Annotated in this window: 17 protein-coding genes; 14 read left to right on the top strand and 3 right to left on the bottom strand. The window is 71.2% G+C overall.

The genetic code is table 11. The features are described 5' to 3' along the window. The 7 genes from AB0B50_RS26410 (at position 1) to AB0B50_RS26440 (ending at position 7,861) form a co-directional block, all read left to right on the top strand. Positions 1-1,608 (top strand): FGGY-family carbohydrate kinase, encoded by a 1,608-nt coding sequence (locus AB0B50_RS26410; RefSeq protein ID WP_362336723.1) that lies wholly within the window; start codon positions 1-3, stop codon positions 1,606-1,608. Next, the gene (locus AB0B50_RS26415; RefSeq protein ID WP_362336726.1) at positions 1,601-3,178 is read left to right on the top strand and encodes an FGGY family carbohydrate kinase; all 1,578 of its coding nucleotides are present in this window, start codon (positions 1,601-1,603) and stop codon (positions 3,176-3,178) included. Before AB0B50_RS26410 ends, AB0B50_RS26415 begins: the two co-directional genes overlap by 8 nt. Further along, complete coding sequence (locus tag AB0B50_RS26420) at positions 3,175-3,801, top strand: histidine phosphatase family protein (RefSeq protein WP_362336729.1); 627 nt, start codon at positions 3,175-3,177, stop codon at positions 3,799-3,801. The genes AB0B50_RS26415 and AB0B50_RS26420 overlap by 4 nt, the downstream gene beginning before the upstream one ends. A 26-nt stretch (positions 3,802-3,827) precedes the next feature. Next, positions 3,828-4,871 (top strand): 2-hydroxyacid dehydrogenase, encoded by a 1,044-nt coding sequence (locus tag AB0B50_RS26425; RefSeq protein WP_362336732.1) that lies wholly within the window; start codon positions 3,828-3,830, stop codon positions 4,869-4,871. Between the two features lie 133 nt (positions 4,872-5,004). Beyond that, positions 5,005-5,865, top strand: coding sequence for a phosphatidylinositol-specific phospholipase C/glycerophosphodiester phosphodiesterase family protein (locus AB0B50_RS26430; protein WP_362336735.1), 861 nt, complete (start codon positions 5,005-5,007; stop codon positions 5,863-5,865). Between the two features lie 129 nt (positions 5,866-5,994). Continuing rightward, positions 5,995-6,189 carry a hypothetical protein gene (locus AB0B50_RS26435; protein WP_362336738.1) on the top strand — a complete coding sequence of 65 codons (195 nt, stop codon included), beginning with the start codon at positions 5,995-5,997 and terminating at the stop codon, positions 6,187-6,189. Between the two features lie 103 nt (positions 6,190-6,292). Beyond that, complete coding sequence (locus tag AB0B50_RS26440; protein WP_362336741.1) at positions 6,293-7,861, top strand: hypothetical protein; 1,569 nt, start codon at positions 6,293-6,295, stop codon at positions 7,859-7,861. A gap of 7 nt (positions 7,862-7,868) precedes the next feature. Here the strand turns inward: AB0B50_RS26440 and AB0B50_RS26445 are convergent, their stop codons facing one another. Next, positions 7,869-9,155, bottom strand: coding sequence for a phosphodiester glycosidase family protein (locus AB0B50_RS26445; RefSeq protein WP_362336744.1), 1,287 nt, complete (start codon positions 9,153-9,155; stop codon positions 7,869-7,871). A 71-nt stretch (positions 9,156-9,226) separates the two neighbouring features. Continuing rightward, the gene (locus AB0B50_RS26450; protein WP_362336747.1) at positions 9,227-9,622 is read right to left on the bottom strand and encodes a DUF779 domain-containing protein; all 396 of its coding nucleotides are present in this window, start codon (positions 9,620-9,622) and stop codon (positions 9,227-9,229) included. 191 nt (positions 9,623-9,813) lie between these two features. Here AB0B50_RS26450 and AB0B50_RS26455 point away from each other — a divergent pair, with 191 nt between their 5' ends. Continuing rightward, positions 9,814-10,437, top strand: coding sequence for a L,D-transpeptidase (locus AB0B50_RS26455; RefSeq protein WP_362336879.1), 624 nt, complete (start codon positions 9,814-9,816; stop codon positions 10,435-10,437). Positions 10,438-10,471: 34 nt separating this feature from the next. On the opposite strand, the gene AB0B50_RS26460 is transcribed toward AB0B50_RS26455, so the two are convergent. After that, complete coding sequence (locus AB0B50_RS26460) at positions 10,472-12,973, bottom strand: SpaA isopeptide-forming pilin-related protein (protein ID WP_362336749.1); 2,502 nt, start codon at positions 12,971-12,973, stop codon at positions 10,472-10,474. Between the two features lie 537 nt (positions 12,974-13,510). On the opposite strand from AB0B50_RS26460, the gene AB0B50_RS26465 reads away from it, so the two are divergent. The 6 genes from AB0B50_RS26465 (at position 13,511) to AB0B50_RS26490 (ending at position 21,797) form a co-directional block, all read left to right on the top strand. Next, positions 13,511-14,467, top strand: a complete 957-nt coding sequence (locus AB0B50_RS26465) for an ABC transporter permease (protein WP_362336752.1) — start codon at positions 13,511-13,513, stop codon at positions 14,465-14,467. 69 nt (positions 14,468-14,536) lie between these two features. Continuing rightward, on the top strand, positions 14,537-16,315 hold the full coding sequence (locus AB0B50_RS26470; protein WP_362336755.1) for an ABC transporter substrate-binding protein: 1,779 nt from the start codon (positions 14,537-14,539) through the stop codon (positions 16,313-16,315). 3 nt (positions 16,316-16,318) lie between these two features. Beyond that, positions 16,319-17,311: an ABC transporter permease gene (locus AB0B50_RS26475; RefSeq protein ID WP_362336758.1), complete on the top strand. Its 993-nt coding sequence runs from the start codon at positions 16,319-16,321 to the stop codon at positions 17,309-17,311. Then, positions 17,308-19,074 carry an ABC transporter ATP-binding protein gene (locus tag AB0B50_RS26480; RefSeq protein WP_362336761.1) on the top strand — a complete coding sequence of 589 codons (1,767 nt, stop codon included), beginning with the start codon at positions 17,308-17,310 and terminating at the stop codon, positions 19,072-19,074. The genes AB0B50_RS26475 and AB0B50_RS26480 overlap by 4 nt, the downstream gene beginning before the upstream one ends. A gap of 105 nt (positions 19,075-19,179) precedes the next feature. Further along, entirely contained in the window at positions 19,180-20,091 is a 912-nt protein-coding gene (locus tag AB0B50_RS26485; protein ID WP_362336764.1) for a glycoside hydrolase family 16 protein, read from the top strand. Between the two features lie 203 nt (positions 20,092-20,294). Beyond that, positions 20,295-21,797 carry an esterase gene (locus tag AB0B50_RS26490; RefSeq protein WP_362336767.1) on the top strand — a complete coding sequence of 501 codons (1,503 nt, stop codon included), beginning with the start codon at positions 20,295-20,297 and terminating at the stop codon, positions 21,795-21,797. Positions 21,798-21,942: the final 145 nt, after the last annotated feature.

A 21,942-nucleotide genomic window follows, 5' to 3' on the forward strand; every position in this document is an offset into this window, starting at 1 on the left:
ATGTCCGTACTCGCCATCGACGTCGGCACCACGATGATCAAGTCGGTCGTCTTCGACGACCAGGGCAACGAACTCGCCGTCTCGCGGCTCGCCACCGAGGTGGACCGCCGCCACCCGGGCTGGGCCGAGCAGGACATGGACACCGTGTGGCACGCCGTCGTCTACACCGTCCGCAACGCCCTGTCCGACGTCACCGACCCCGTCTGGCTGGTGACGTTCACCGCGCAGGGCGACGGGGCCTGGCTCGTCGACGCCGCGGGGCGCCCCACCGGGCCCGCGATCCTGTGGTCCGACGGGCGCGCGGGGGACATCCTCACCCGCTGGGAGCGCGAGGGCGTCCTTGAAGAGGCCTTCCGCCGCAACGGCTCCCTCACCTGCAGCGGCATGCCCAACGCGATCTTCAGCTGGCTCGGCTCGCACGACCCGCGGCGCCTGGCCCGCTCGGCCGCCTCGCTGACCGCCGCGGGCTGGCTGTTCCTGCGCCTGACCGGCGTCACCGCCACCGACGAGTCCGACGCCTCCGCGCCCTTCCTCGACCACGCCACGGGCGACTACGACCCCGGGATCGTCGACTTGTTCGGCCTCAGCTCCTGCGCCCGCCTCCTTCCGAAGGTCCTCGGCGAGCAGGAGCGCATCAGCGAGATCACCTCCGAGGCGGCCGCCCAACTCGGCCTGCCCGCGGGGCTTCCCGTCGTGATGGCGCCGTACGACATCGCCTCCACCGCGCGCGGCGCGGGCGTCGTCAACCCGGGCCAGGCGTGCGGCATCCTCGGCACCACCCTCTGCACCGAGATCGTCCGCAAGGACGTCGACACCAGCGGCGAGCCGTCCGGCATCAACATCGCCTACCGCGGCCGCGAGCGGATCCTGCGCGCCTTCCCCACCCTGAACGGCGCCGAGGTCCTGGGCTGGGTCGCCCGTACCCTCCACCTCGAAGGGCCGCCGGAGCTCGCCGAGTTGGCCTTCACGTCCGAACCGGGCGCCCGCGGACTGATGTTCCTGCCCTATCTCTCGCCCGCCGGCGAGCGGGCGCCCTTCCTCGACCCGCGCGCCCGCGGCTCGTTCTGGGGGCTCTCCCTGGAGCACACCCGGGCCGACCTGGCCCGCGCCGTCCTCGACGGACTCTCCCTCGTCCTGCGCGACTCGCTCGTCGCCTCGCGCACCGCGGTCACGGAGCTGCGGCTGTGCGGCGGCGGTGCCAACAGCGCCGAGTGGTGCGCGCTCATCGCGGACGCGACCGGCGTCCCCACGGCCCGCTCCGGCGACACCGAGCTCGGCGCCAAGGGGGCCTTCCTCACCGGCCTCGTGCTCAGCGGCGCCGAGTCCAGCATGCACAGCGCCGCCGCCAAGTACGTGCGGATGCGGACCACTTGGGAGCCCGACCCGGAGCGGTCCGCGTACTACGCGGGACTGTACGAGTCGTTCCTGAGCTGGCGGGGCCTGGCGCGCGACGCGGGCTGGAGCGCGGCCGCCTCCGCCCCTTTCCCCGGCCCCGCCCGTGGTCCCGTCCCGGGACCTCGTACGGCACGTGAACCTTGTACGACCCACGACCCTCGTACGACCCACGACCCTCGTACGGCGCATGAACAAGGAGATCCCCGTGCCTGAGCAACTGCCCACGGACGCCGTCTGGCTCGGCCTGGACCTCGGCACCCAGAGCGCCCGCTGCGTCGCCGTCGACTCCACGGGACAGGTGCTCGCCGCCGCGTCCCGCCCGCTCACCAGCCGCCGCGAGGGCAATCGTCACGAGCAGGACCCGGCGCAGTGGTGGGACGCACTCGCCGAGGCCTGTCGCGAGGCACTGTCCGGCATCGACGCCGGACGGGTCCGTGGTCTCGCGATCGACGGCACCTCCGGCACGATCCTCCTCGCCGACGCGTCCGGCACACCGCTGACGCCCGGCCTCATGTACGACGACGGGCGCGCCGCCGAGCAGGCCGCGCGCGCCAACGCGGCGGGCGCGGACGTCTGGCAGGAGCTCGGCTACCGCACCATGCAGCCGTCCTGGGCGCTGCCCAAGCTGCTCTGGCTCCTGGAGCACGAGCCCGCGGCGGCCGGCACGGGGGTCCGCCTCCTGCACCAGCCCGACCTGATCACCTGGCGGCTCGCCGGGCACCAGGTGCCGAGCGACGCCAGCCACGCCCTGAAGAGCGGGTACCACCTCACCGAGGAGCGCTGGCCGCTGAAGGAATACGCCGAACTCGGTGTCCCCGACGCCCTGTTGCCCGAGGTCGTACGCCCCGGAAGCGTCCTCGGCACGGTCTGCGCGGACGCCGCCGAGGCGACCGGCATCCCCGAGGGCACCGCGATCGTCGCGGGCATGACCGACGGCTGCGCCGCGCAGATCGGCGCGGGCGCCCTCACACCGGGCGCCTGGAACTCGGTGCTCGGCACCACCCTCGTCTTCAAGGGCATGAGCCCGCACCTGGTGCGCGACCCGGGCGGCGTCGTCTACTGTCACCGCGGCCCCGGCGACAGCTGGCTGCCGGGCGGCGCCTCCAGCAGCGGCGCGGGCGTCGTCACCCGTGAGTTCCCCGGCGCCGACCTCGATGAACTCACCGTCCTCGCGGCCGAGTCCGACTCCGACGCGGTGGCGTACCCCTTGGTCTCCACCGGCGGCGAGCGCTTCCCCTTCCGTGCCTCGGACGCACGGCCCTTCGTCCTCGGCGAGCCCGTGGACGAAGCCGAACGCTTCCACGCGCACCTCCTGGGCGTCGCGTGTGTCGAGCGGCTCTGCTTCGACTACCTCGATCTGATCGGCGCCCCCGTCGACGGGCCGCTCACCCTCACCGGAGGCGGCGCCCGCAACCGCTACTGGAGCAGGCTCCGTGCCGACGTGCTCGGCCGTTCCGTGTGGCTCCCCGAACAGGCCGAGGGCGCCATCGGCATGGCGGTCCTCGCCGCCACCTCCGGCGGGGTCTCCGTCCAGGACGCCGCGGCCGCGATGGTCCGCATCGGCGAGGAGATCTTCCCCGACCCGGCGCGCACGGCCCGCTGGACGCCCGTCTATCTCGCCTTTGTCGACGCGCTGGTCGAACGGGGCTGGCTGGACGGGACCGTCGCCGCGCACGCGAGGGAGCGCGCAGGCAGCGCTCGCGGCGCTCATCACCACGAAGTTCCCGGCACTCATCACCACGAAGCTCCCGGCACTCATCACCACGAAAGGGCAGGCCAGTGACCGACTTCATCCTCGTACGCCATGGGGAGACCGTCTGGCACGACGGCAACCGCTACGCGGGGCGCACCGACGTGGACCTCACCTCGCGCGGCCTGCTGCAGGCCGCCGCGCTCGGCGCCTGGGCCGCGGGGGAGCGGATCGACGCCGTGGTCAGCTCCCCGCTGACCCGCGCACGCCTCACCGCGCAGCCCGCGGCGGAGGCGCTCGGCCTGGTCCCACGGGTCGACGAACGGCTTCTGGAGATCGACTTCGGCCGTGGCGAGGGGCTGACCAGGGACGAGATGAGCGAACGGTTCCCCGAGGAACTCGCCGCGTTCCTGCGCGACCCGGTCGCCCACCATCTGCCGGGTGGTGAGGACCCGCGGGCGGCGGCCGAGCGGGCGAGCGCGGCCCTCGTCGACCTCGCCGACGCCTTCCCCGACGGCCGCGTCCTCGTGGTCGCCCACTCCACCCTCGTACGCCTGCTCCTCTGCCGCGAGTTGGGCATTCCGCTCGCCGACTACCGGCGGGTCTTCCCCGCGCTCCACAACGGCGCCCTGACCGAACTGCGGCTGCGCGAGGGCCGGATGTCGCTGCTGCGCCTGAACGCGCCGGCCGCGGTCGCGCCCGTACCCGCCGCCTGACCCGACCCACAAAAGGAAGAACCCTCATGAGCACCACCGTCCTCGCCGCAGGCGACCACTTCGTCCTCCCGCGCCTGCTCACCGAAGAGGTCCGCGCAGCCACCGCGGACGCCGTCGACGTGCGCGAGCTCACCCTGCCCTGGCCGCACACCCCCTTCGGGCCCGTCGGCGAGGTCATCGAAGCCTCCGGTACCGAGGACGAGCTCATCGAGGCCCTCCAGGGCGTCGAGGTCTGCGTCACGCAGATGGCGCCCCTCACCGAGCGGATTCTCGCCAACTGCCCCGACCTGAAGCTGATGTGCATCAGCCGGGGCGGTCCCGTCAACGCCAACCTGGAGGCGGCCACGCGGCACGGCGTCGCCGTCTGCTACGCCCCCGGACGCAACGCCGTCGCCACGGCCGAGCACACCCTCACGCTGCTCCTCGCCGCGGCCCGCGGCGTCGGCGACACGCACACCGACCTGCGCGCGGGCGTCTGGCGCGGCGATTACTACGACTACGACAACTGCGGCATCGAGATCGAGGGCGCCACCGTAGGCCTCATCGGCTACGGCGCGATCGGCAGCCGCGTCGCGAAGGTCCTGCTGGCCATGGGCGCGAACATCCTGGTCCACGACCCCTACGTCAAGCCGGAGTTGCTCACCGGCATCGCCGAACAGGTCTCCCTGGACGAACTGCTCACCCGCTCCCGCATCGTCTCCCTGCACGCACGCGTGACGGACGAGACGAAGAACATGATCGGCGCCGCCCAGATCGCCCGGATGCCCCGCGGCTCCGTCCTCGTCAACTGCGCCCGCGGCGCCCTCCTGGACTACGAAGCGGTCTGCGACGCCCTGGACGCGGGCCGACTCGCGGGCGCCGCCTTCGACGTCTACCCCCAGGAGCCAGTCCCCACCGACTCCCGTCTCCTGCGCACCCCCGGCATCGTCATGACCCCCCACATCGCGGGCGCCAGCCAGGAGGTGGCACACAAGGCATCCCGAATCGTCGCAGCCGAGGTGGCCCGCTACCTCCGCAACGAACCACTGGCCCACTGCGCCAATCCGGAGGTGTTCGCGGGCCGGGCGTGAACGCCGGGCGTCGATAGCGCCAACTCCTGGACCGGGTGGGTTTCTTGGCATGGGTGGGGCCTCATACTCACTGAGGTTCCGTCCGTCGTCGTGCTCGGCCTTGTGGCCGTACTCGTCCTTCCGGGAGGCAGACATGGTTCACACCACCCGTCGCAGAGCCCTCACCACCCTCGGTGCCGCTCTCGCCGGCAGCGTCGCGATGCCCGCCTATGCGCATGCGAGTGGGCGCGGGCACCACCCCAAGCCGTTGATCCGCGCCCATGCCCACAACGACTACGAACACCCCCGGCCCCTCTTCGACGCGCTCGACCATCGGTTCGGCAGCGTCGAGGCCGACATCTTCCTCGTCGACGGGCAACTCCTGGTCGCTCACGATCCGGTGGACCTCGACCCCAGCCGTACCCTTGAGTCGCTCTATCTGGAGCCGTTGGCCGCGCGGATACGCGCCAACCACGGGTCCGTGTACCGCGGTTACCACCGCATCCCCTTCCAGTTGCTCGTCGACATCAAGACCGAGGGCGCGTCGACGTACGCCGAGCTGCATCGTCATCTGCGGCCCTTCCGGCATCTGTTCACGTCGTACGCCTACGGGAAGGTGCGCCGCGGCGCCGTCACCGCTGTCGTCTCCGGTGACCGCGCGGCCCGTGCCCCGATGGAGGCGCAGCGGGTGCGGCACGCCTTCTACGACGGGCGTCTCGCCGACCTCGGCACCGCGGCGCCCGCCTCGCTCATCCCGCTGATCAGCGACAACTGGTCCCTCAACTTCAGCTGGCAGGGCACGGGTCCGATCCCGGCGGCCGAGCGCGAGAAGCTGCGCGGCATCGTCTCGCGCGCCCACAAGCGCGGGCAGCGGGTCCGGTTCTGGGCGACGCCCGATCTGCCGGGCCCCCAGCGTGACGCGGTCTGGGGCGAGCTCCTCGCCGCCGGCGTCGACCATCTCAACACCGACGACCTCGCCGGGCTCGAGGCCTTCCTCGACGCCCACGACAGGTGATGTCCGCCGATCAACGCCCGCGTGCACAGAACCCGTTCGGAGCACAGGTCTGACGCCCGGACGCGCCCTCCGCCACGCCACACTGACGGCCGAAAGCCGCGGTGTCGCGTGGCGGAGGAGGTACTTCCCATGGCCGTTTCGATCTCTGTGGTGCTGCTGCTCCTGATTCTTGCAGTGGTGTTCCTGCGCAACGGAGCGCTGAAGACCTCCCATGCCGTGGTCTGCGCGCTGCTGGGCTTCCATCTGGCGAGCACGAGCGTGGCGCCCACCATCCGCGACGGCCTGAGCGCCACCGCCGACATCGTCAGCGGGCTCCAGCCGTGACCGTTGCGCCCGCCGGGACCCGGCCGTGATCGTTCTTTGCGGCTTCGTGAACAACTGACGCCATTTCATGGACACTTCAAGAGGGCGGCCCTAGCTTCGGCGCATGTCCAGCAGACTGCGCCGCCTCACCTGTGCCACCGCCGTGGCCCTGACGGTGTCCCTCGCGGGCCCCGCGTACGCCGACGACATCCCCAAGGCCCCCGGCCACCGGCTCGTCGACAGCTACGAGGGCGCGCCCGCCGATGCCCGACCGCTGCCCGGCACTCCGCCGCCCCAGCACCCCTTCCTCGCCGCCAACGGCCGCAGCGGCATGCACGCCGACGCCGCGGGCAGCGGCACGTACCCCTGGAGCGGACCGCTCGGGAAGAAGCCCGCGGTCGACAGCGAGAAGATGGCGGCGCTCGGCGGCGAGTGCGCCACGGTCACCTTCGACCGCGACGGCCGCATCGTCACCGTGTGCGGCACCTTCACGGGCTTCCTGGTCAAGCTGCTCGACCCGAAGAGCCTCGACACGCTCGCCGAGTACAAGCTGCCGCAGCGCCCCTCGACCGTCGAGGCCATCACGCGCCTCGACTTCTCCAAGATCTTCAAGGACACGTCGGGCGGCGCCTATTCGTACCTGGACAACAAGGACCGGCTCGTCCTCGCCGACTCCCGCCAGCACATCGTCCGGCTCGCCCACGAGCAGGCGGCGGACGGCAGTTGGCGCTTCGTCGTCGACAAGGAGTGGGACCTGACCGCGCACGTCCCGCACGACTGCATGAGCTGGACCAACCTCCATCCGAGCGGCGAGTGCGACCCGGTCACCTCCGTGATGCCTGACTGGGAGGGGCGCATCTGGTGGGTGACCCGGCAGGGCCGCATCGGCACCGTCGACCCGAAGTCCGGTGACATCCGCTCCATCAGGCTGGAGGGCGAGGAGATCCAGAACTCGTTCTCCGTCGCCGAGGACGGTGTGTCGATCGTCTCCGACCATGCCCTCTACAGCTTCGAGGCCGCGGCGGACGGCACCCCGAAGGCCGTCTGGCGCCAGACCTACGACCGCGGCACCGGCACCAAACCCGGTTCGGTGAACCAGGGTTCGGGCACCACTCCCGACCTCTTCGGTGAGCGCGACGCGTACGTGGCGATCACCGACAACGCCGACGACCGCATGAACGTCCTCGTCTACCGGCGCGGCGCCGACGTGCCGGACGACAAGCGCCTCGTGTGCAAGGTCCCCGTCTTCGGCTCCGGCGCGTCCACCACCGACAACTCCCTGATCACCTGGGGCGACAGTATCGTCGTCGAGAACAACTACGGCTACGAGAACATCACCTCGCTCACCTTCGGCCGCACCGTCGTCGGCGGCGTCAGCAGGATCGACGTACGCGAGGACGGCAGCGGCTGCGACACGGCGTGGGAGAGCGACGAGCGCGCCCCGTCGACCGTGCCCAAACTCTCCACCGCGGGCGGCCTGTTGTACTTCTACACGAAGGAGCCCAACAGCCTCGGCATCGACGCCTGGTACCTCACGGCGGTCGACTTCCGTACCGGCGACACCTTGTGGAAGCGGCTCGCCGGTACGGGCATCGCGTACGACAACAACTGGGCGCCCGTGACGCTGGGGCCCGACGGGACGGCCTATGTGGGCGTCTTCAACGGACTCGTGGCGGTGCGCGACACGGAGTGAGCGGGTCCTACGTCCAGGAGAACACGCCGATGCCGTTCGGCACCGGGCGCTCCGCCCCGCCACTGGGGTTGTTGCGCACGGTCACGGCATCGGCTCCCGGCGCCCGCGCCACCAGCGTGGCCGTGGCGGAGACCAGGGTCGACGATCCGCCGCCGTCCAGGCTGAAGCCGTCCCTGGCGCCCAACCCCCGGAGCGTCTCGGCGACTTCGGCGATCGTCAGGCCCGTCCGGAACTCCGGGGAGCCGTCGAGCGAGAGCAGCAGCAGGCGGCGGCCGTCGTCGGATATCCCGGCCGCGGTCCGCACCGCCGCGACGGTGGGATCGAGTCCGGGCAGCGGAACGCCGCCCCGCAGCACGGGGTAGCCACCGAGCGCGAAGCGGAACGGTATGCGTGAATCGGCCGCCACCAGACGGTGCCTGACCTGCACCCGGTCACCCGGCGACAGCTTCCGCAGCTCCTGCGCGCCCGCCTCGCGGCCGACCAGGACCGTGGTGTCGCGGGCTATCGGACCGCTGCCGGGCGTGTCGGCCATCGCCACGACGTGCCCGTGGCGGACCGTCACCTCGGCGGTGTCCGTGCTGCACGGCGCGCCCCGGTTGGTGTCCGTGCCGCAGGTCGCGCGCACCCGTGAGACGGAACCCCAGTCGTCGGTGAACGCGCCGACGGAACCCACCGGCAGCGCGTACTGGTTGAGGCCGCCCAGCGGAAGCCGGGAGTCCCGGGTGCGTATCTGCCCGTCCAGGGCGATGTCGTCCAGGCGCGCCCTGCGGTCGTAGCCGACGCCGAGGACCGCCCGCGTGGTCACGCCCGGCGGCATCGCGGGCCCGAAGCGCTGACCGTCGGGAACGGCGGCCTTGAGCGCGTGACCGCTCGCTATCGCCGGGCCGACGGCCGCGCCGGTCGCCTCGACGCCGGGATGCTGGGTCTCGGTGATGTTGAAGAAGTCGCCGTTGATCCCGCCGACGGCACCGGCCCCGTCCGCGAGCGCGGAGACGGGGGCGCGTGCCGCGACCTTGCCGGGATACAGCAGGTCCACACTCGTGCGCGGGTCACGCAGGTCCACGTCGAGGACGTGGGCGCGGGCCGTGCCGCGCGACGCGGGTATGTCGAAGTAGCGGTACTCCACGCCGGGCGCGATCTCGGTGACCGCCGACCGCTCGGCGTCCCCGACAGCGCCGCTGGCCGGCACCGCTCCCACAAGAGCGGCACCGGCCAGCGTGCCGAGCGCGGTGACGAGCGTGCAGGCCGCTCTGAACCGTCCGAACCGTCCACTGCGTTGCTCGTGCCGTGTCACAGATCCCCCCTGGGGTCGGCTTGGCCACCCAACTGTCCCAGCGGCCAGGGGAGTTCACCAGGGTGTGGTGGCTATGTTCCGACCACCCGGGAACGGATGAGGAAACGTACGCCTTCGGGTGCCTCCAGGGAGAAGCCGCTGCCCCGCCCCGGCACGACGTCCACGATCAGCCGGGTGTGGCTCCACACCGCGTACTGGCTCTTCGACATCCAGAACGCGACGGGCTCCGCCACCCCCTCGACCGTCAGCGAGGCGAGGCACACGTCGGAGTCGCCGGTGCGGAACTCGCCGTCCGGATAGCACATGGGCGCGCTGCCGTCGCAGCAGCCGCCGGACTGGTGGAACATGAGCGGCCCGTGCGCCCGGCGAAGCCGCCGTACGAGTTCGGCGGCGGCGGGGGTCAGCTCCACGCGCGCGGTGTCGGCGTTCGTCTCGAGGCGGTCCATGTTCGTCTCATGGCGGTCCATGCGCCGATCCTTCGCCTCGGCACGTTGCAACAGGGTTGCGAGACAGCCGCGGGGGCTCGCGCATGGACCGATCGTGGGATTGTCGGGCCGTGTCGCCGGGTGCCGCGGTGCCCAGCGGCGAAGCTGGGGCGATGCGCTGGCTCATCCCGTCGATCGCCGCCCTGTCCCTGGCCGTTCCGTCGTCGCAGGCGATGGCGGCCCCCGAACCGGCCGGAACCGCCGAACCACCGTGCAGGGCGGGTACCGCCCCCTACCAACGCGAGCTGGAGCGCGAACTGCGCCTCCCGGTCGACGGCCGGCAGTCCGCCGCCGACTGCGTCGCGATCCGGCGGCTGCAGCAGCGGCTGCGGATCCAGCCCGCGGACGGCAGGGCCTCCCTGCGCACCTACCGACTGGTCGTCGCCGACCGCGTCCGGCGCGACCCCGGGGCCAGGCGCGGCTGCCCCGTGAAGTCCTACCGGGTCACCTGCGTGGACCTGACCCGGCAGATCCTGTGGGTGCAAAAGGGCCGCAGGCTCGTCTTCGACCCCGTGCCGATCCGCACGGGCAGGGACGGTCTGGAGACCCGGCGCGGCTGGCAGCGGATCTACTGGAAGAACCGTGATCACTTCTCCACGATCTACAACGTCCCCATGCCGTACGCGCAGTTCTTCAACGGCGGTCAGGCCCTCCACGGCACCCGCCACGACCTGTTCTCCTCCGGCTCCGGCGGATGCGTCAACCTGGCCGTGGGGGACGCCAAGCGGCTCTACGCCCTGTTGAAGAAGGGCGACCGCCTCTACATCTGGGGAACGAAGCCGGGCACGGGCGGCTGACGCCGACCGTGCCCGGAGTGGAGCGGTGGGGCGTTTACTTGCCCTTCTTGCCTCCGCCGCGCTGGTTGGTGAGCTTCACCGTGACGCCCTTGGCCGCGTTGCCCGCGGTGACCTTGTGCGGGCCGCTCACGGTGTTCTTCGGCAGGACGTAACCGTCGGGAACAGCCGTCTCCTTGAGGTAGTACGAGCCGAGCTTCAGGTCGCGGAACTCGCACCGGCCCCGGCCGTCCGTGGCGCAGCCCGGGTCGACAAGGGTGTCGCGACGGGCGCCGGACGTCTGGAGGCCCGGCGTGCCGTTGTTGTCCCACCACAGCTGGAAGACGGCACCGGACAACGGCTTGCCCGTCTTCTTGTCCCGCTTGTCGACCGTGAGTTCACCTGTGACGCCCGGGTGGCGCTGCATCGTGTTGCGCGCCTCGACAGAGACGCCCTTCGAGGCGTTCGCCGCGGTCAGGACGAGGGGGCCGAAGACCGGTTGCAGGGGCAGGTCGTAGCCGTTGGGGGCCTTGGTCTCGACCCAGTAGTACGTGCCGATGCCGACGTTCTTGCGGCACACACCGGTGGCGGTCGTCGTGCAGGGCGTGCCGGTGGCGGTGTCGGGGTCGGCTCCGTCCTGCTGGAGGCCGTCGACGCCGTTGGTCTCGTGCCACAGCTGGAAGACGGCGCCGGGCAGCGGGGCTCCGGTGTCCTTGTCCTTCTTGACGACGGTGACGTCGCCCTTGACGACGACCGGCTTCTTCTTGTTGGTGGCGGTGACCGAGACGCCCTTGTCGGCGTTGGCCTCGGTCAGCTCAAGGGGGCCGAAGACCGCGGGGTCGGGCAGGTCGTAGCCGTTGGGGGCTTTGGTCTCGACCCAGTAGTAGGTGCCGGTCTCGACGTTCTTGCGGCAGACGCCCGTGGCGGTCGTCGTGCAGGGTGCGCCGGTGGCGGTGTCGGGGTCGGCTCCGTCCTGCTGGAGGCCGTCGACGCCGTTGGTCTCGTGCCACAGCTGGAAGACGGCGCCGGGCAGCGGGGCTCCGGTGTCCTTGTCCTTCTTGACGACGGTGACGTCGCCCTTGACGACGACCGGCTTCTTCTTGTTGGTGGCGGTGACCGAGACGCCCTTGTCGGCGTTGGCCTCGGTCAGCTCAAGGGGGCCGAAGACCGCGGGGTCGGGCAGGTCGTAGCCGTTCGGGGCCTTGGTCTCGCGCCAGTAGTACGTGCCGAGGGGCACGGTCTGGACGCACTCGCCGGGGGTGTCGGTGGTGCAGGGGCTGCCGATCTTCGTGTCCGGATCGTCGCCGTCGGTCTGCAGGCCGTCGACGCCGTTGGTCTCCTGCCACAGCTCGAATTCGGCGCCCGCGAGCGGCTTGCCGCCGTCCTCGTCGGTCTTGACGACCTTGACCTCGCCCTCGGTGGGCGCGATGGCACAGTCGGGCAGGTCCCCCTCGAAGGGGTAGTTGTGGAACTCCTGACCGCCGCCGCCCCCCGACGCGCTGGTGTGGGTGAGCGAACCGGTCGTGAAGAAGCGGCCGTTCATGCCGGGCACGCTGACCGTGGCCATCGAGCCCTGGTTGCCGATCAGGACGCTGCCCTGGAACTGGCCCGTCCCCTTGATCTCGACTGACGTGGCGTCGGGGAAGTTCCACAGCAGCCGGCTGCGCATCTTGTTGAGCTGGCTGCTGTCGTCGATGGTGCCGCTGTAGGTGTTGATGGTGCGGTTGGTGCCGAGGATGTTGACCAGGACCGTGGCGTCGTCGGGGATGTTCTCGAAGCGGATGCCCTCCTGGCCGCCGGAGCCGCCCATCAGGTCGAAGTCCACGTTGAAGACCTGGATCTTGGACGTGCCGTCACCGGTGAACAGGGTCTCGCCGCCGGCGTGGACGGCCGTGCCGGTGGGCGGGCGCGTGCTGGAGCCGCCCGTCGGGTGGGCGTAGCACTGGCTGGCCTCGGTCAGCTGGTCGCGCAGCGGGACATAGGGGGTGGCGGCGTTGTCGTCCTGGGTCACGGTGCTGACGATCGTGCCGGACGCGGTACCGGCGTGCCGCACCACGCCCTTCTCGGCGAGCAGCCGCTCGCCCGTGGCGATGGTGACGTCGCCCCCGGTGGTGAGCCAGTCCGCCCCCTCATCAGGGGTGACCCGCGAGCCCACGCCCGCCTCGCCCACGTTGTAGATCCCGCTGACGCCGTCGGCCTTGTCCTGGTCGAAGTCGCCGAGGACGACGACGCGGCCCTCGGCCTCCGCGGCCTTCTCGCGGACGAGGAAGTCCTGGCCGACGTACACGTTGATGGCGTTGTCGCGGTACTGGATCGACCCGTTGTTGATCGGCGGATAGCCGCCGCTCGGGCAGTTGCCCGGGACGCACGGGCCGAGTCCGCCCGGCAGCGGCTTGGCGAGGGCAGAGGCAACGGCAGAGTTGGCGGGTTTGGCGGGGGCCGGGCCCGGCCCCGGGGAGGTGTGCGCGAGGGCAGGGGTGGCGGACAGACCGGAGCCGGCCACCATGCCGAGGAGACAGAGGTACCTCATCCCGGAATGGACGAGGGAGGGGAAGGTCACGTGCACATCAGCTCCTCACATGGTCAAAGAGACGTGGAGGAGGCTCGCACGAATGGCGCCCGAAGCCTTTGAACCGATCCGCGCTTCATAGGAAGAGCACTGCAAAGGATGAGTACTGGGCCATCGGGGGCGCATCTCTGACATGTGCGGGATGCCAAGGGCTTGAGAAGGCAGTGCCCGCTCATGAGCTTCGAATCATTGGTGGTGTGCGCCAGCTGTCTGCCATGCGAAGGGGTGTGGGCGAGCTCACAAGGTAACGAGTGGGTGCAGGGCGATGGTTCATATGTCCTGGTTCGTCATGAACAATTCCGACCGCTGTTGCCGCTTCATGAACAATTCCCGTCCCCGCGAAAGGCTCCCGAAACGTACCGAACACGTTCGCCGTGAACGGCGTCCGCGCATGTGGCAGGGCCGCTTTCGGCGGTGTTGTAATTCTCCGCAACCAGGCGCGGACCACCCTTTCCGCGACGCCGGAACGAATTCAAGGCCCGCATCCGTGACCCGGTGCGGGCACGAGCACCAGGAGCACGGCAGCACATGGCCGACCTACAGACGCAGGAACCACGTGGCCCGTTCGCCGTGGCCATCGAGGCGTTCCGCAGGGACCGGCTCGGCCTCGCCTCGCTGGGCGTCGTCCTCCTCTTCGCCGTGCTCGCGCTCGGCGCGCCGCTGGTCGCCCTCCTCTACGGCAAGAACCCCACCGAGCACTACGGCCAGAACGAGCCGGGGCTGCTCAGCGCGGAGGGTCTTCCGGTGCTGCCCAACGGAGGGATCTCCGGCGAGTTCTGGTTCGGCATCGAGCCCGGCCTCGGCCGTGACGTGCTGACCCAATTGCTGTACGGGATACGCACCTCGCTCCTTGTCGCCCTCGCGTCGATCGTGCTCATCGCCGTCGTCGGAGTCGTCCTCGGGGTGACCGTCGGCTATCTGAGCGGGCTCGCCGACCGGGCCTTCACCTTCGTCTGCAACGTCCTGCTCGCCTTCCCCACCCTCCTGCTGTTCCTCGCCCTGAGCCCGATCATCCAGACGCGGTTCGTGTCGCCCGGCGAGAACGAACCGGCGTGGATGCAGTTCACCGTGCTCGTCCTCGTCTTCGCCGCCTTCGGCTGGGTGCCGCTCGCGATGATGCTGCGTACGACCGTCCGCTCCCTGCGGGAGCGGGAGTTCGTCGACGCCGCGCGGGCCGTGGGCGCGAGCCGCAGGCACATCGTCTTCCGCGAACTGCTGCCCAACGTATGGGCGCCCGTCCTGGTGCACATCACCATCGCCCTGCCGGGCATCGTCACCGCCGAGGCCGCGCTCTCCTTCCTCGGCGTGGGCATCAGCGAGCCGATCCCCGACTGGGGGCGCATGATCGCCCGCGGGGCCGAGGTCTTCTACGACGACCCGACGTACATGTTCTTCCCCGGCGTCACGATCCTCGTCTTCGTCGTCGCCTTCAATCTGCTCGGCGACTCGGTGCGGGACGCGCTCGATCCTCGTACGCGCCGCTGAGAGCTCCCGCTCTCCGTCTTCTGCTCATTTCTCTCAGGTCAACCCGTCACCCCTTCAAGGGAGTTCGTCATGCCCAGAATCAGCCCGCGCAGCGCAGCTCTGCCGGCCGTCGCCGCCGTCTCCGCCATGCTCGTGCTCTGCTCGTGCTCGTCGGGTGCCGGGGCGAAGGGCGACGACACGCCGTCGGTGAGCGAGGAGGCGAACCTCACCGCGGGCATCGGCACCGCCAAGGACAGCGCGGGCCCGGCGCCCGCCGTCGAGGGAGCGAAGAGCGGCGGCACCGTCCATGTCGCCAACCTCCGGGACTACTCGCACCTGGACCCGCAGAAGATCTACGCGGGCGAGGCGTACAACACCTCGCTGCTGTGGGGCCGCCAGCTGACCCAGTACCAAGTCGTCGACGGCAAGCCGAAGTTGGTCGGAGACCTCGCCACCGACACCGGCAAGCCCTCCGACGGCAGCCGCACCTGGACGTACAGGCTCAAGGACGGCATCGCCTGGGAGGACGGCAAGCCGATCACCTCGAAGCACATCAAGTACGGCATCGAGCGCACCTTCGCGCCCGGCTTCGAACTCGGCCCGCCCTACTGGCCGCAGTGGCTCACGGGCAAGCAGGACCTCGCCCAGGCCCGCAAGGTCTACGGCGGACCCAAGAAGGACGGCGACTTCAAGGGCATCGAGACGCCGGACGACAAGACCATCGTCTTCCACTTCAAGAAGCCGCAGTCCGACGTGCCGTTCATGGCGGCGCAGTCCTCCTCCTCGCCCGTGCGCCCGGACAAGGACACCGGCGCGAAGTACGACCTCAAGCCCTTCGCGACCGGCCCGTACCGCATCGTCGAGCACCGGCAGAACCAGAGCATGACCCTGGAGCGGAACCCGCACTGGAAGGCGGAGACCGACCCGATCCGCCACCAGTACGCCGACAAGTTCGAGTTCACCTTCGAGAAGAAGGAGCTCAACACCGCCCAGGAGATCCTCAACGGGCGCGGCGACGGCGCGAACACCGTCACCACCAAGAACGAACTGCCGCCCGAGCTGTACGGCGAGGCCACCCGCGACCCGAAGAAGAAGGACCTCGTCGTCGACGGGCGGCGCGGCGCCTTCACGTACCACCTGGTGGCCAGGAACGACCGGGTCGCCGACCCCGAGGTCCGCAAGGCCATCCACTACCTCTTCCCGCGCCAGCAGGCGCGGCAGGCGCTCGGCGGCCCGCGCATGGGCGACATCGCCACCACGTACTCCTCACCGGCGATCGTCGGCTACGAGAAGTACGACATCTATCCCGTCGCGCCGACCGGCGACATCAAGAAGGCCAAGGAGCACCTCGCCAAGGCCGAGAAGCCGGTCAAGAGCCTGAGTTACGCCTACGAGGCGACCGCCGCCAACGACCGGATGGCGCAGGTGCTCGTCGAGGCCTTCGGCAAGGCGGGCATCACCCTGGTCACCAAGCCGATGCCGCTGCCCGCGTTCACCAACGAGGTCGCGCGCAACGCCGACCCGAAGTACGACCTGTGGATGTCCGGCAGCTCGGTCGACTGGCCGACCCCGGCCACCGGCGTCCCCTACCGCTTCGACAGCCGCCGCGACAGCCTCGACAACGACCCGCGCTACAAGAACCCGGCCGTCGACAAGGAGCTCGACCGCATCGCCAGGATCGGCGACGCGACGGAGAAGGCCAAGGCCCTCGTCGCGCTGGAGAAGAACATCATCATGAAGGACGTGCCGCTCGTGCCCTTCCTGCACCAGCGCGTCCAGCAGGCCCGTGGCGAGAACGTCGGCGGTGCCTTCATCCACCCCATCTACGGCACCATCAGCCCCGCCTGGCTGTACCTGAAGAAGTCCTGACCCATGCTCACCTATCTGACGAGGCGCGGCCTTCAGGCGGTGGCGGTGCTGTTCGCCATCTCCGCCACCGCCTTCGCCCTCTTCTACGCGGCACCGTCCGACCCGGCGACGATCGCCTGCGGGCCCAAGTGCGACGCCACGCAGATCGCGGCCGTGCGCCACAGCATGGGCCTGGACCAGCCGATCCTCACCCAGTACGCCGACTATCTGCGCGGCCTGGTCGCGGGCCGCACCATCACCGACGTCGACGGCAGCGCCATCGCCTGCGGCGCGCCGTGCCTCGGCTACTCGTACACGCTGCACGAGCCGGTGCTCTCCGCGATCACGAGCCGCTTCCCGGTCACGCTGTCGCTGGCCGGCGGCGCGCTCGTCGTCATCCTCGTGGCGGGCATCGGGGCGGGCTTCGTCTCCGCACTGCGCCGGGGCAGCCTCGGTGACCGGTTCCTGTCCGGCTTCACCCTGATCGGCGCCAGCGTGCAGATCTACTTCCTCGGCTACGCGCTGCAGTACCTCCTCGTGTACTCCACGGGCTGGCTGCCGCTGCCCGGCTACACCCCGCCGGGCGAGGATCCTGCGGCCTGGCTCTCGGGGCTGCTGCTGCCCTGCCTGGTGCTCGGGTTCGTCAACGCGGCCGTGTTCGCCCGGCTCTCCCGCGCCCAGCTCCTCGAGGTGATGCACGAGGGGTACGTGCGCACCGCGCGCGGCAAGGGGCTCGGCGTCCTGCGCACCCATCTGAAGTACACGGCGCGCGGGGCCGCCGCACCGATCGTGCAGCTCCTCGGACTGGAGGTCGGGGCGCTGCTCGGCGGCGCGTTCATCACCGAGACGGTCTTCGGGCTCAGCGGGGTCGGCAAGCTCGCCGTCGACGCGGTCACCCAGAACGACCTGCCGACGGTCGTCGGCACCGTACTGATCGCCGCGTTCTTCGTGGTGGTGTTCGTGGCCGTCGCCGACCTGGTCGTGGCCTGGCTCGATCCGAGGGTGAGGCTGGCATGACGCAGCGAGAAGCCGTCCTTGACGCGACGCGGCGGGAAGTCGTGCTGGACGTACGCGACCTGACCGTGTCCTTCACCGGGCCGCGCGGTACCGTCACCGCCGCCGAGGGCGTCTCCTTCGACCTGGCGCGGGGCGAAGTCCTCGGCCTGGTGGGGGAGTCGGGATCGGGGAAGTCCACCGTGGGGCTCGCCGCGATGGGGCTGCACGATCCCGCGCGTACGACCGTCAGGGGCACCGTCGAGGTCGGCGGCACCGCTGTCGTCGGCGCGAGCGAGGCCGAGCTGAAGGCGCTGCGGGGCGGGCGCATCGCGATGGTGTTCCAGGACGCCCTCGCCTCGCTCTCGCCCTTCCACACCGTGGGCGACCAGCTCGCCGAGGCGTACCGGCTGCACCACAGGGGGGCGGGCCGGGGCCAGGTGCGGGCCAGGGTCGTGGAGATGCTGGAGCGGGTCGGCATCGCGGCCGCCCGCGCCCGTGACTACCCGCACCAGTTCTCCGGCGGGATGCGCCAGCGCGTGATGATCGCCATGGCGCTGATCAACCACCCCGACGTGCTGATCGCCGACGAGCCGACCACGGCGCTCGACGCGCGTGTCCAGCGCCAAGTCCTCGACGTCCTCGCGGAGTTGCAGCGCGAGTTCGGCACCGCCGTGGTCCTGGTGACGCACGACGTCGACATGGTCGCCGCCGCCACCGACCGCATGCTGGTCATGCGCCACGGCCACGTGGTGGAGGCGGGACCCACGCACCGACTCCTCACCGAGGCCGAGCACCCCTACACCCGGGCCCTCATCGGCGCGGCCCCGTCGCTGGACACGGTGCCGGGCACCCGCCTCCCGACGGTGGACGACCCGGAGCCGGAGGCCCGTACGAACGCACGGGTGTGGGGAGCGGCGGACGGGCCCCGCGTGACCGGTGCGGCTGCGGGATCCCGCGTGACCGGCGCGCCTGTGGGACCCCACGCGACCGGCGCGCCTGTGGAGCCGCTCGCCGAAGTGGCCGACCTGCACGTCGAGTTCGGCTCCGGGAGGTCTCTGCTCGGGCGGCGGCGCCCCGGTACGCACGCCGTGCGGGGGGTGAGCCTGAGCGTCGCGGAGGGGGAGACGCTCGGGCTCGTCGGGGAGTCCGGGTCAGGGAAGTCCACCACCGCCCGCGTCCTCGCGGGGCTGCGGAAGCCGACCGGCGGCACCGTCCGTTTCGACGGCCGTGACATCTCGCGTGCCGCCGAGGACACCGCCCTGCGCCGCACGCTCAGCCGCGAGGTCCAGCTGGTCTTCCAGGACCCGTACGCCTCGCTCAACCCGCGCCGGACCGTGGAGGAGATCGTCACCACGCCCCTGCGGGTGCACACGGACATGAGCCGCGCGGAGCGCCGCGAACGGGCCGCCGAGCTCCTCGAACAGGTCGGCCTGGACACCGCCCATCTGCCGCGCTACCCGCACGAGTTCTCCGGCGGCCAGCGCCAGCGCATCGGCATCGCACGGGCCCTTGCACCCCGCCCGCGCCTGATCATCGCCGACGAACCGGTCTCCGCCCTCGATGTGTCGGTACAGGCGCAGGTCCTCAATCTCCTGATGGACCTGCGGGACGAGCTCGGGCTCTCGCTCCTGTTCGTCTCGCACGACCTCGCCGTCGTACGCCATCTGTGCGACCGCATCGCGGTGATGCGTCACGGCGAGATCGTCGAGACCGGCACGCGGGACGACGTCTTCGACAATCCCCAAGAGCTCTACACCAAGGAGCTGTTGGCCGCGAGGCTGTAGCGGACACGACGGGCGCCGGATGGCCCCGGCCCCTGGCGGGGCGCCGCGCGCTCCACGAGGATGACCCCATCCTGTGGGGCGTCCTCGTGGAGCGGAGGCGGCGCGATGGGATCACACGCGGCGACGGGTCGGCGGCGCAGACGTCCGGTCGTGGTCGGAACGCTCGGGGCGGCGCTGTTCGCCGCCCTGCTGTGCATCCCCAGCGCAGGAGGAGCCCCGGTGTCGGCGGATGCCTGCCGGGACGCCGGCGCCGATCTGCCGCGCGGGGACTGCGGACCGTTCTGGCAGGTCCTGGCCGAGGACTTCAACGGGGACCGGGTGCCGCTGGGCGCGTTCAGCGACTGCGACCACCACACGGACACCTCCGCCGCGTACTGCGCGGGACTCGACGGCGCCTACCGCGACAACTGGTGGGCGTACCCCACCGGTTGGCGCGACACGGCGGGCGACCGCGACCGCGACGTCGTCGGCGTCTACCACCCCGAGGACACCGTGAGCGTGGGCCCTGCGGCCAACGGCGACGGCCGCATGCGCATCCGCATGTGGCGTCCCGACGACGGAGGGCCCGTCCACGCCGCGGCGATTGTACCACGTGCCGTCATGCAGATGAAGTACGGCAAGTACAGCGCCCGCATCAAGGTGACCGAGCAGGCGCCCGGCTACAAGTCGGCCTGGCTGCACTACGGCGGCGGCTGCGAGATGGACCACCCCGAAGGCGAGTGGACCGGGCCCCTCAGCGCCTTCCACCACCCCTGCGGCGGCGGCGAACAGGGCTCGTTCCGCGGCGCCGACGAGTGGACGCGGTGGCACACCGTGTCCACCGAGTGGACCCCGGGCCACGTGCGTTTCTTCGTCGACGGACGCGAGACGGGACACGACACGCGGGGCGTGCCGGACCAGCCGCTGTCCTGGGTCCTGCAGAACGAGAGCGCCCTGGAGGGTCCGGGCGCGGCGCCGGGCAGCAGCGCACAGCTGGAGGTCACCTGGGTCGCGGCGTACGCGTACGGCTGGAAGTGAGGCCCGGCACCTGCGAGTTCGCGCTCCCGCACCGATCGGTGATGTCCGTACGCACCGGTCGGTGAACCCTGTACGCATGGATCGGTGAACCCCGTACAACCCTCGCGCCCCATCCTGTGTCGAACAGGGCGCCGGACAAGGAACGGGCCCTTTCCGGACACCCCCCGCGCTGCCCGGCCACCTTTCCTTCACAGGAGCCGCTCGTGCGCAAGAACCGTTCGGCCGCCCTCGCCGCGGCATCGTTCCTCCTGCTGACCGGGGCCGGTATCGTCGCCGCCCCCTCCGCCTACGCCGGCACCCCTGGGGGGACCCATGCCGACGACCGCAACAGCGACTTCAACGGCGACGGATACGAAGACGTCCTGGTCGGCGCCCCCGGCGCGACGGTCAGCGGCAAGAAGGGCGCGGGACTCGTCACCGTCCAGTACGGATCCACCAGGGGCATCGGCACCAGCGACGTCGCCAGATTCAGCCAGTCGACGGCCGGTGTCGCGGGCGCCGCCGAGGCGGGCGACGGCTTCGGCAAGGCCGTCGCCACCGGTGACCTCGACGGTGACGGCTACGACGACGCGATCGTCGGCATCCCCGGCGAGGACATCGGCGACACGATCGACGCCGGTGGCGTCGCGATCCTGTGGGGCTCCAAGACGGGGCTCACCGGATCGGCCAGCGACTGGCTGCAGACCCAGGAGCCCACCAAGGGCGAGCAGTTCGGCGTGGGACTCGCCGCAGCCCACTTCACCAACGAGACGCCGGGCGACCTGCTCGCCGTACTCGGCCGCGACGACCTGGAGCTCTTCGCGTACGAGGCCGCTCCGCAGGCCGGCGAGCGAACCGGGGAGCGGACCGGCGAGCGCGCCCCGCTGCGTCGGCAGGCCGTCGAGCGGCTCTCCCCGGCCGCCGAGCAGCGCCACATCCTGCCGAAGTCGCTCACCACGGGCGACTACGACGACAACGGCTACGCCGACCTCGTCGTGTCCGGCGTGTCCGTGGGCGAGGAGCCGGGCCACGGCTGGTCCACGCTCTACACGGGCGGCGCCGAAGGACTCTCCTACAAGCGCGACCTGCGCGGCGGCCCCGCGGCGGCCTCCGGGGACATCAACCACGACGGCTACGACGACCTGGTGACCGGCGAGCCCGCGTCCCCGGACGACGGCGGCGAGACGATGACCGGCGGCCTGGTCGGCGTGCGCTACGGCACCCCGGACGGCCTCGTCGACGAGGCCAAGTGGTGGACCCAGGACTCCGCGGGCGTGCCCGGCACCGCCGAGCGCGGCGACGGCTGGGGCGCGGACCTGTCCGTCGCGGACACCAACGGCGACGGCTACGCGGACGTCGCGATCGGCGCGCCGGGCGAGGACATCGGCACGGTCGCCGACGCGGGCGCCGTCTGGGTGCTGCGCGGCGGGGAGTACGGCCTGACGGCGACCGGCGCGAAGTCCTTCGACCAGGACTCCGCGGACATCCCCGGCGTGCCCGAGAAGGGCGACAAGTGGGGCGCGCAGGTACGGCTCACGGACCCGAACCGCGACGGCCGCTTCGGGCTTCTCGCCGCCGCGCCCGGTGAGAACGCCGGGGACGGCGTGGTGTGGGTCCTGTCCGCCGGGTCGGGCGGCATCACCGGTTCCGGCGCCTGGACCTACGGCGCCGCGTCGCTGGGGGCACCGGGCACGGGCGCGGCGTTCGGCGAGGCGATCGACGAGTAGCCGCACCCGCCCGACAGGCCTCCGAACGCGGCCGTGAGCAGGCCGCTCCGCATGATCGCGGCCTGCGCTCACGACCGCGTTCGGAGGCTGAACAGACTTGACGGAGAGCTGAGTCGTCATCGTCACGGGCGGCGGAACCGGCATC

Source organism: Streptomyces sp. NPDC041068 (assembly GCF_040647455.1).
Taxonomy (GTDB): Bacteria; Actinomycetota; Actinomycetes; order Streptomycetales; family Streptomycetaceae; genus Streptomyces.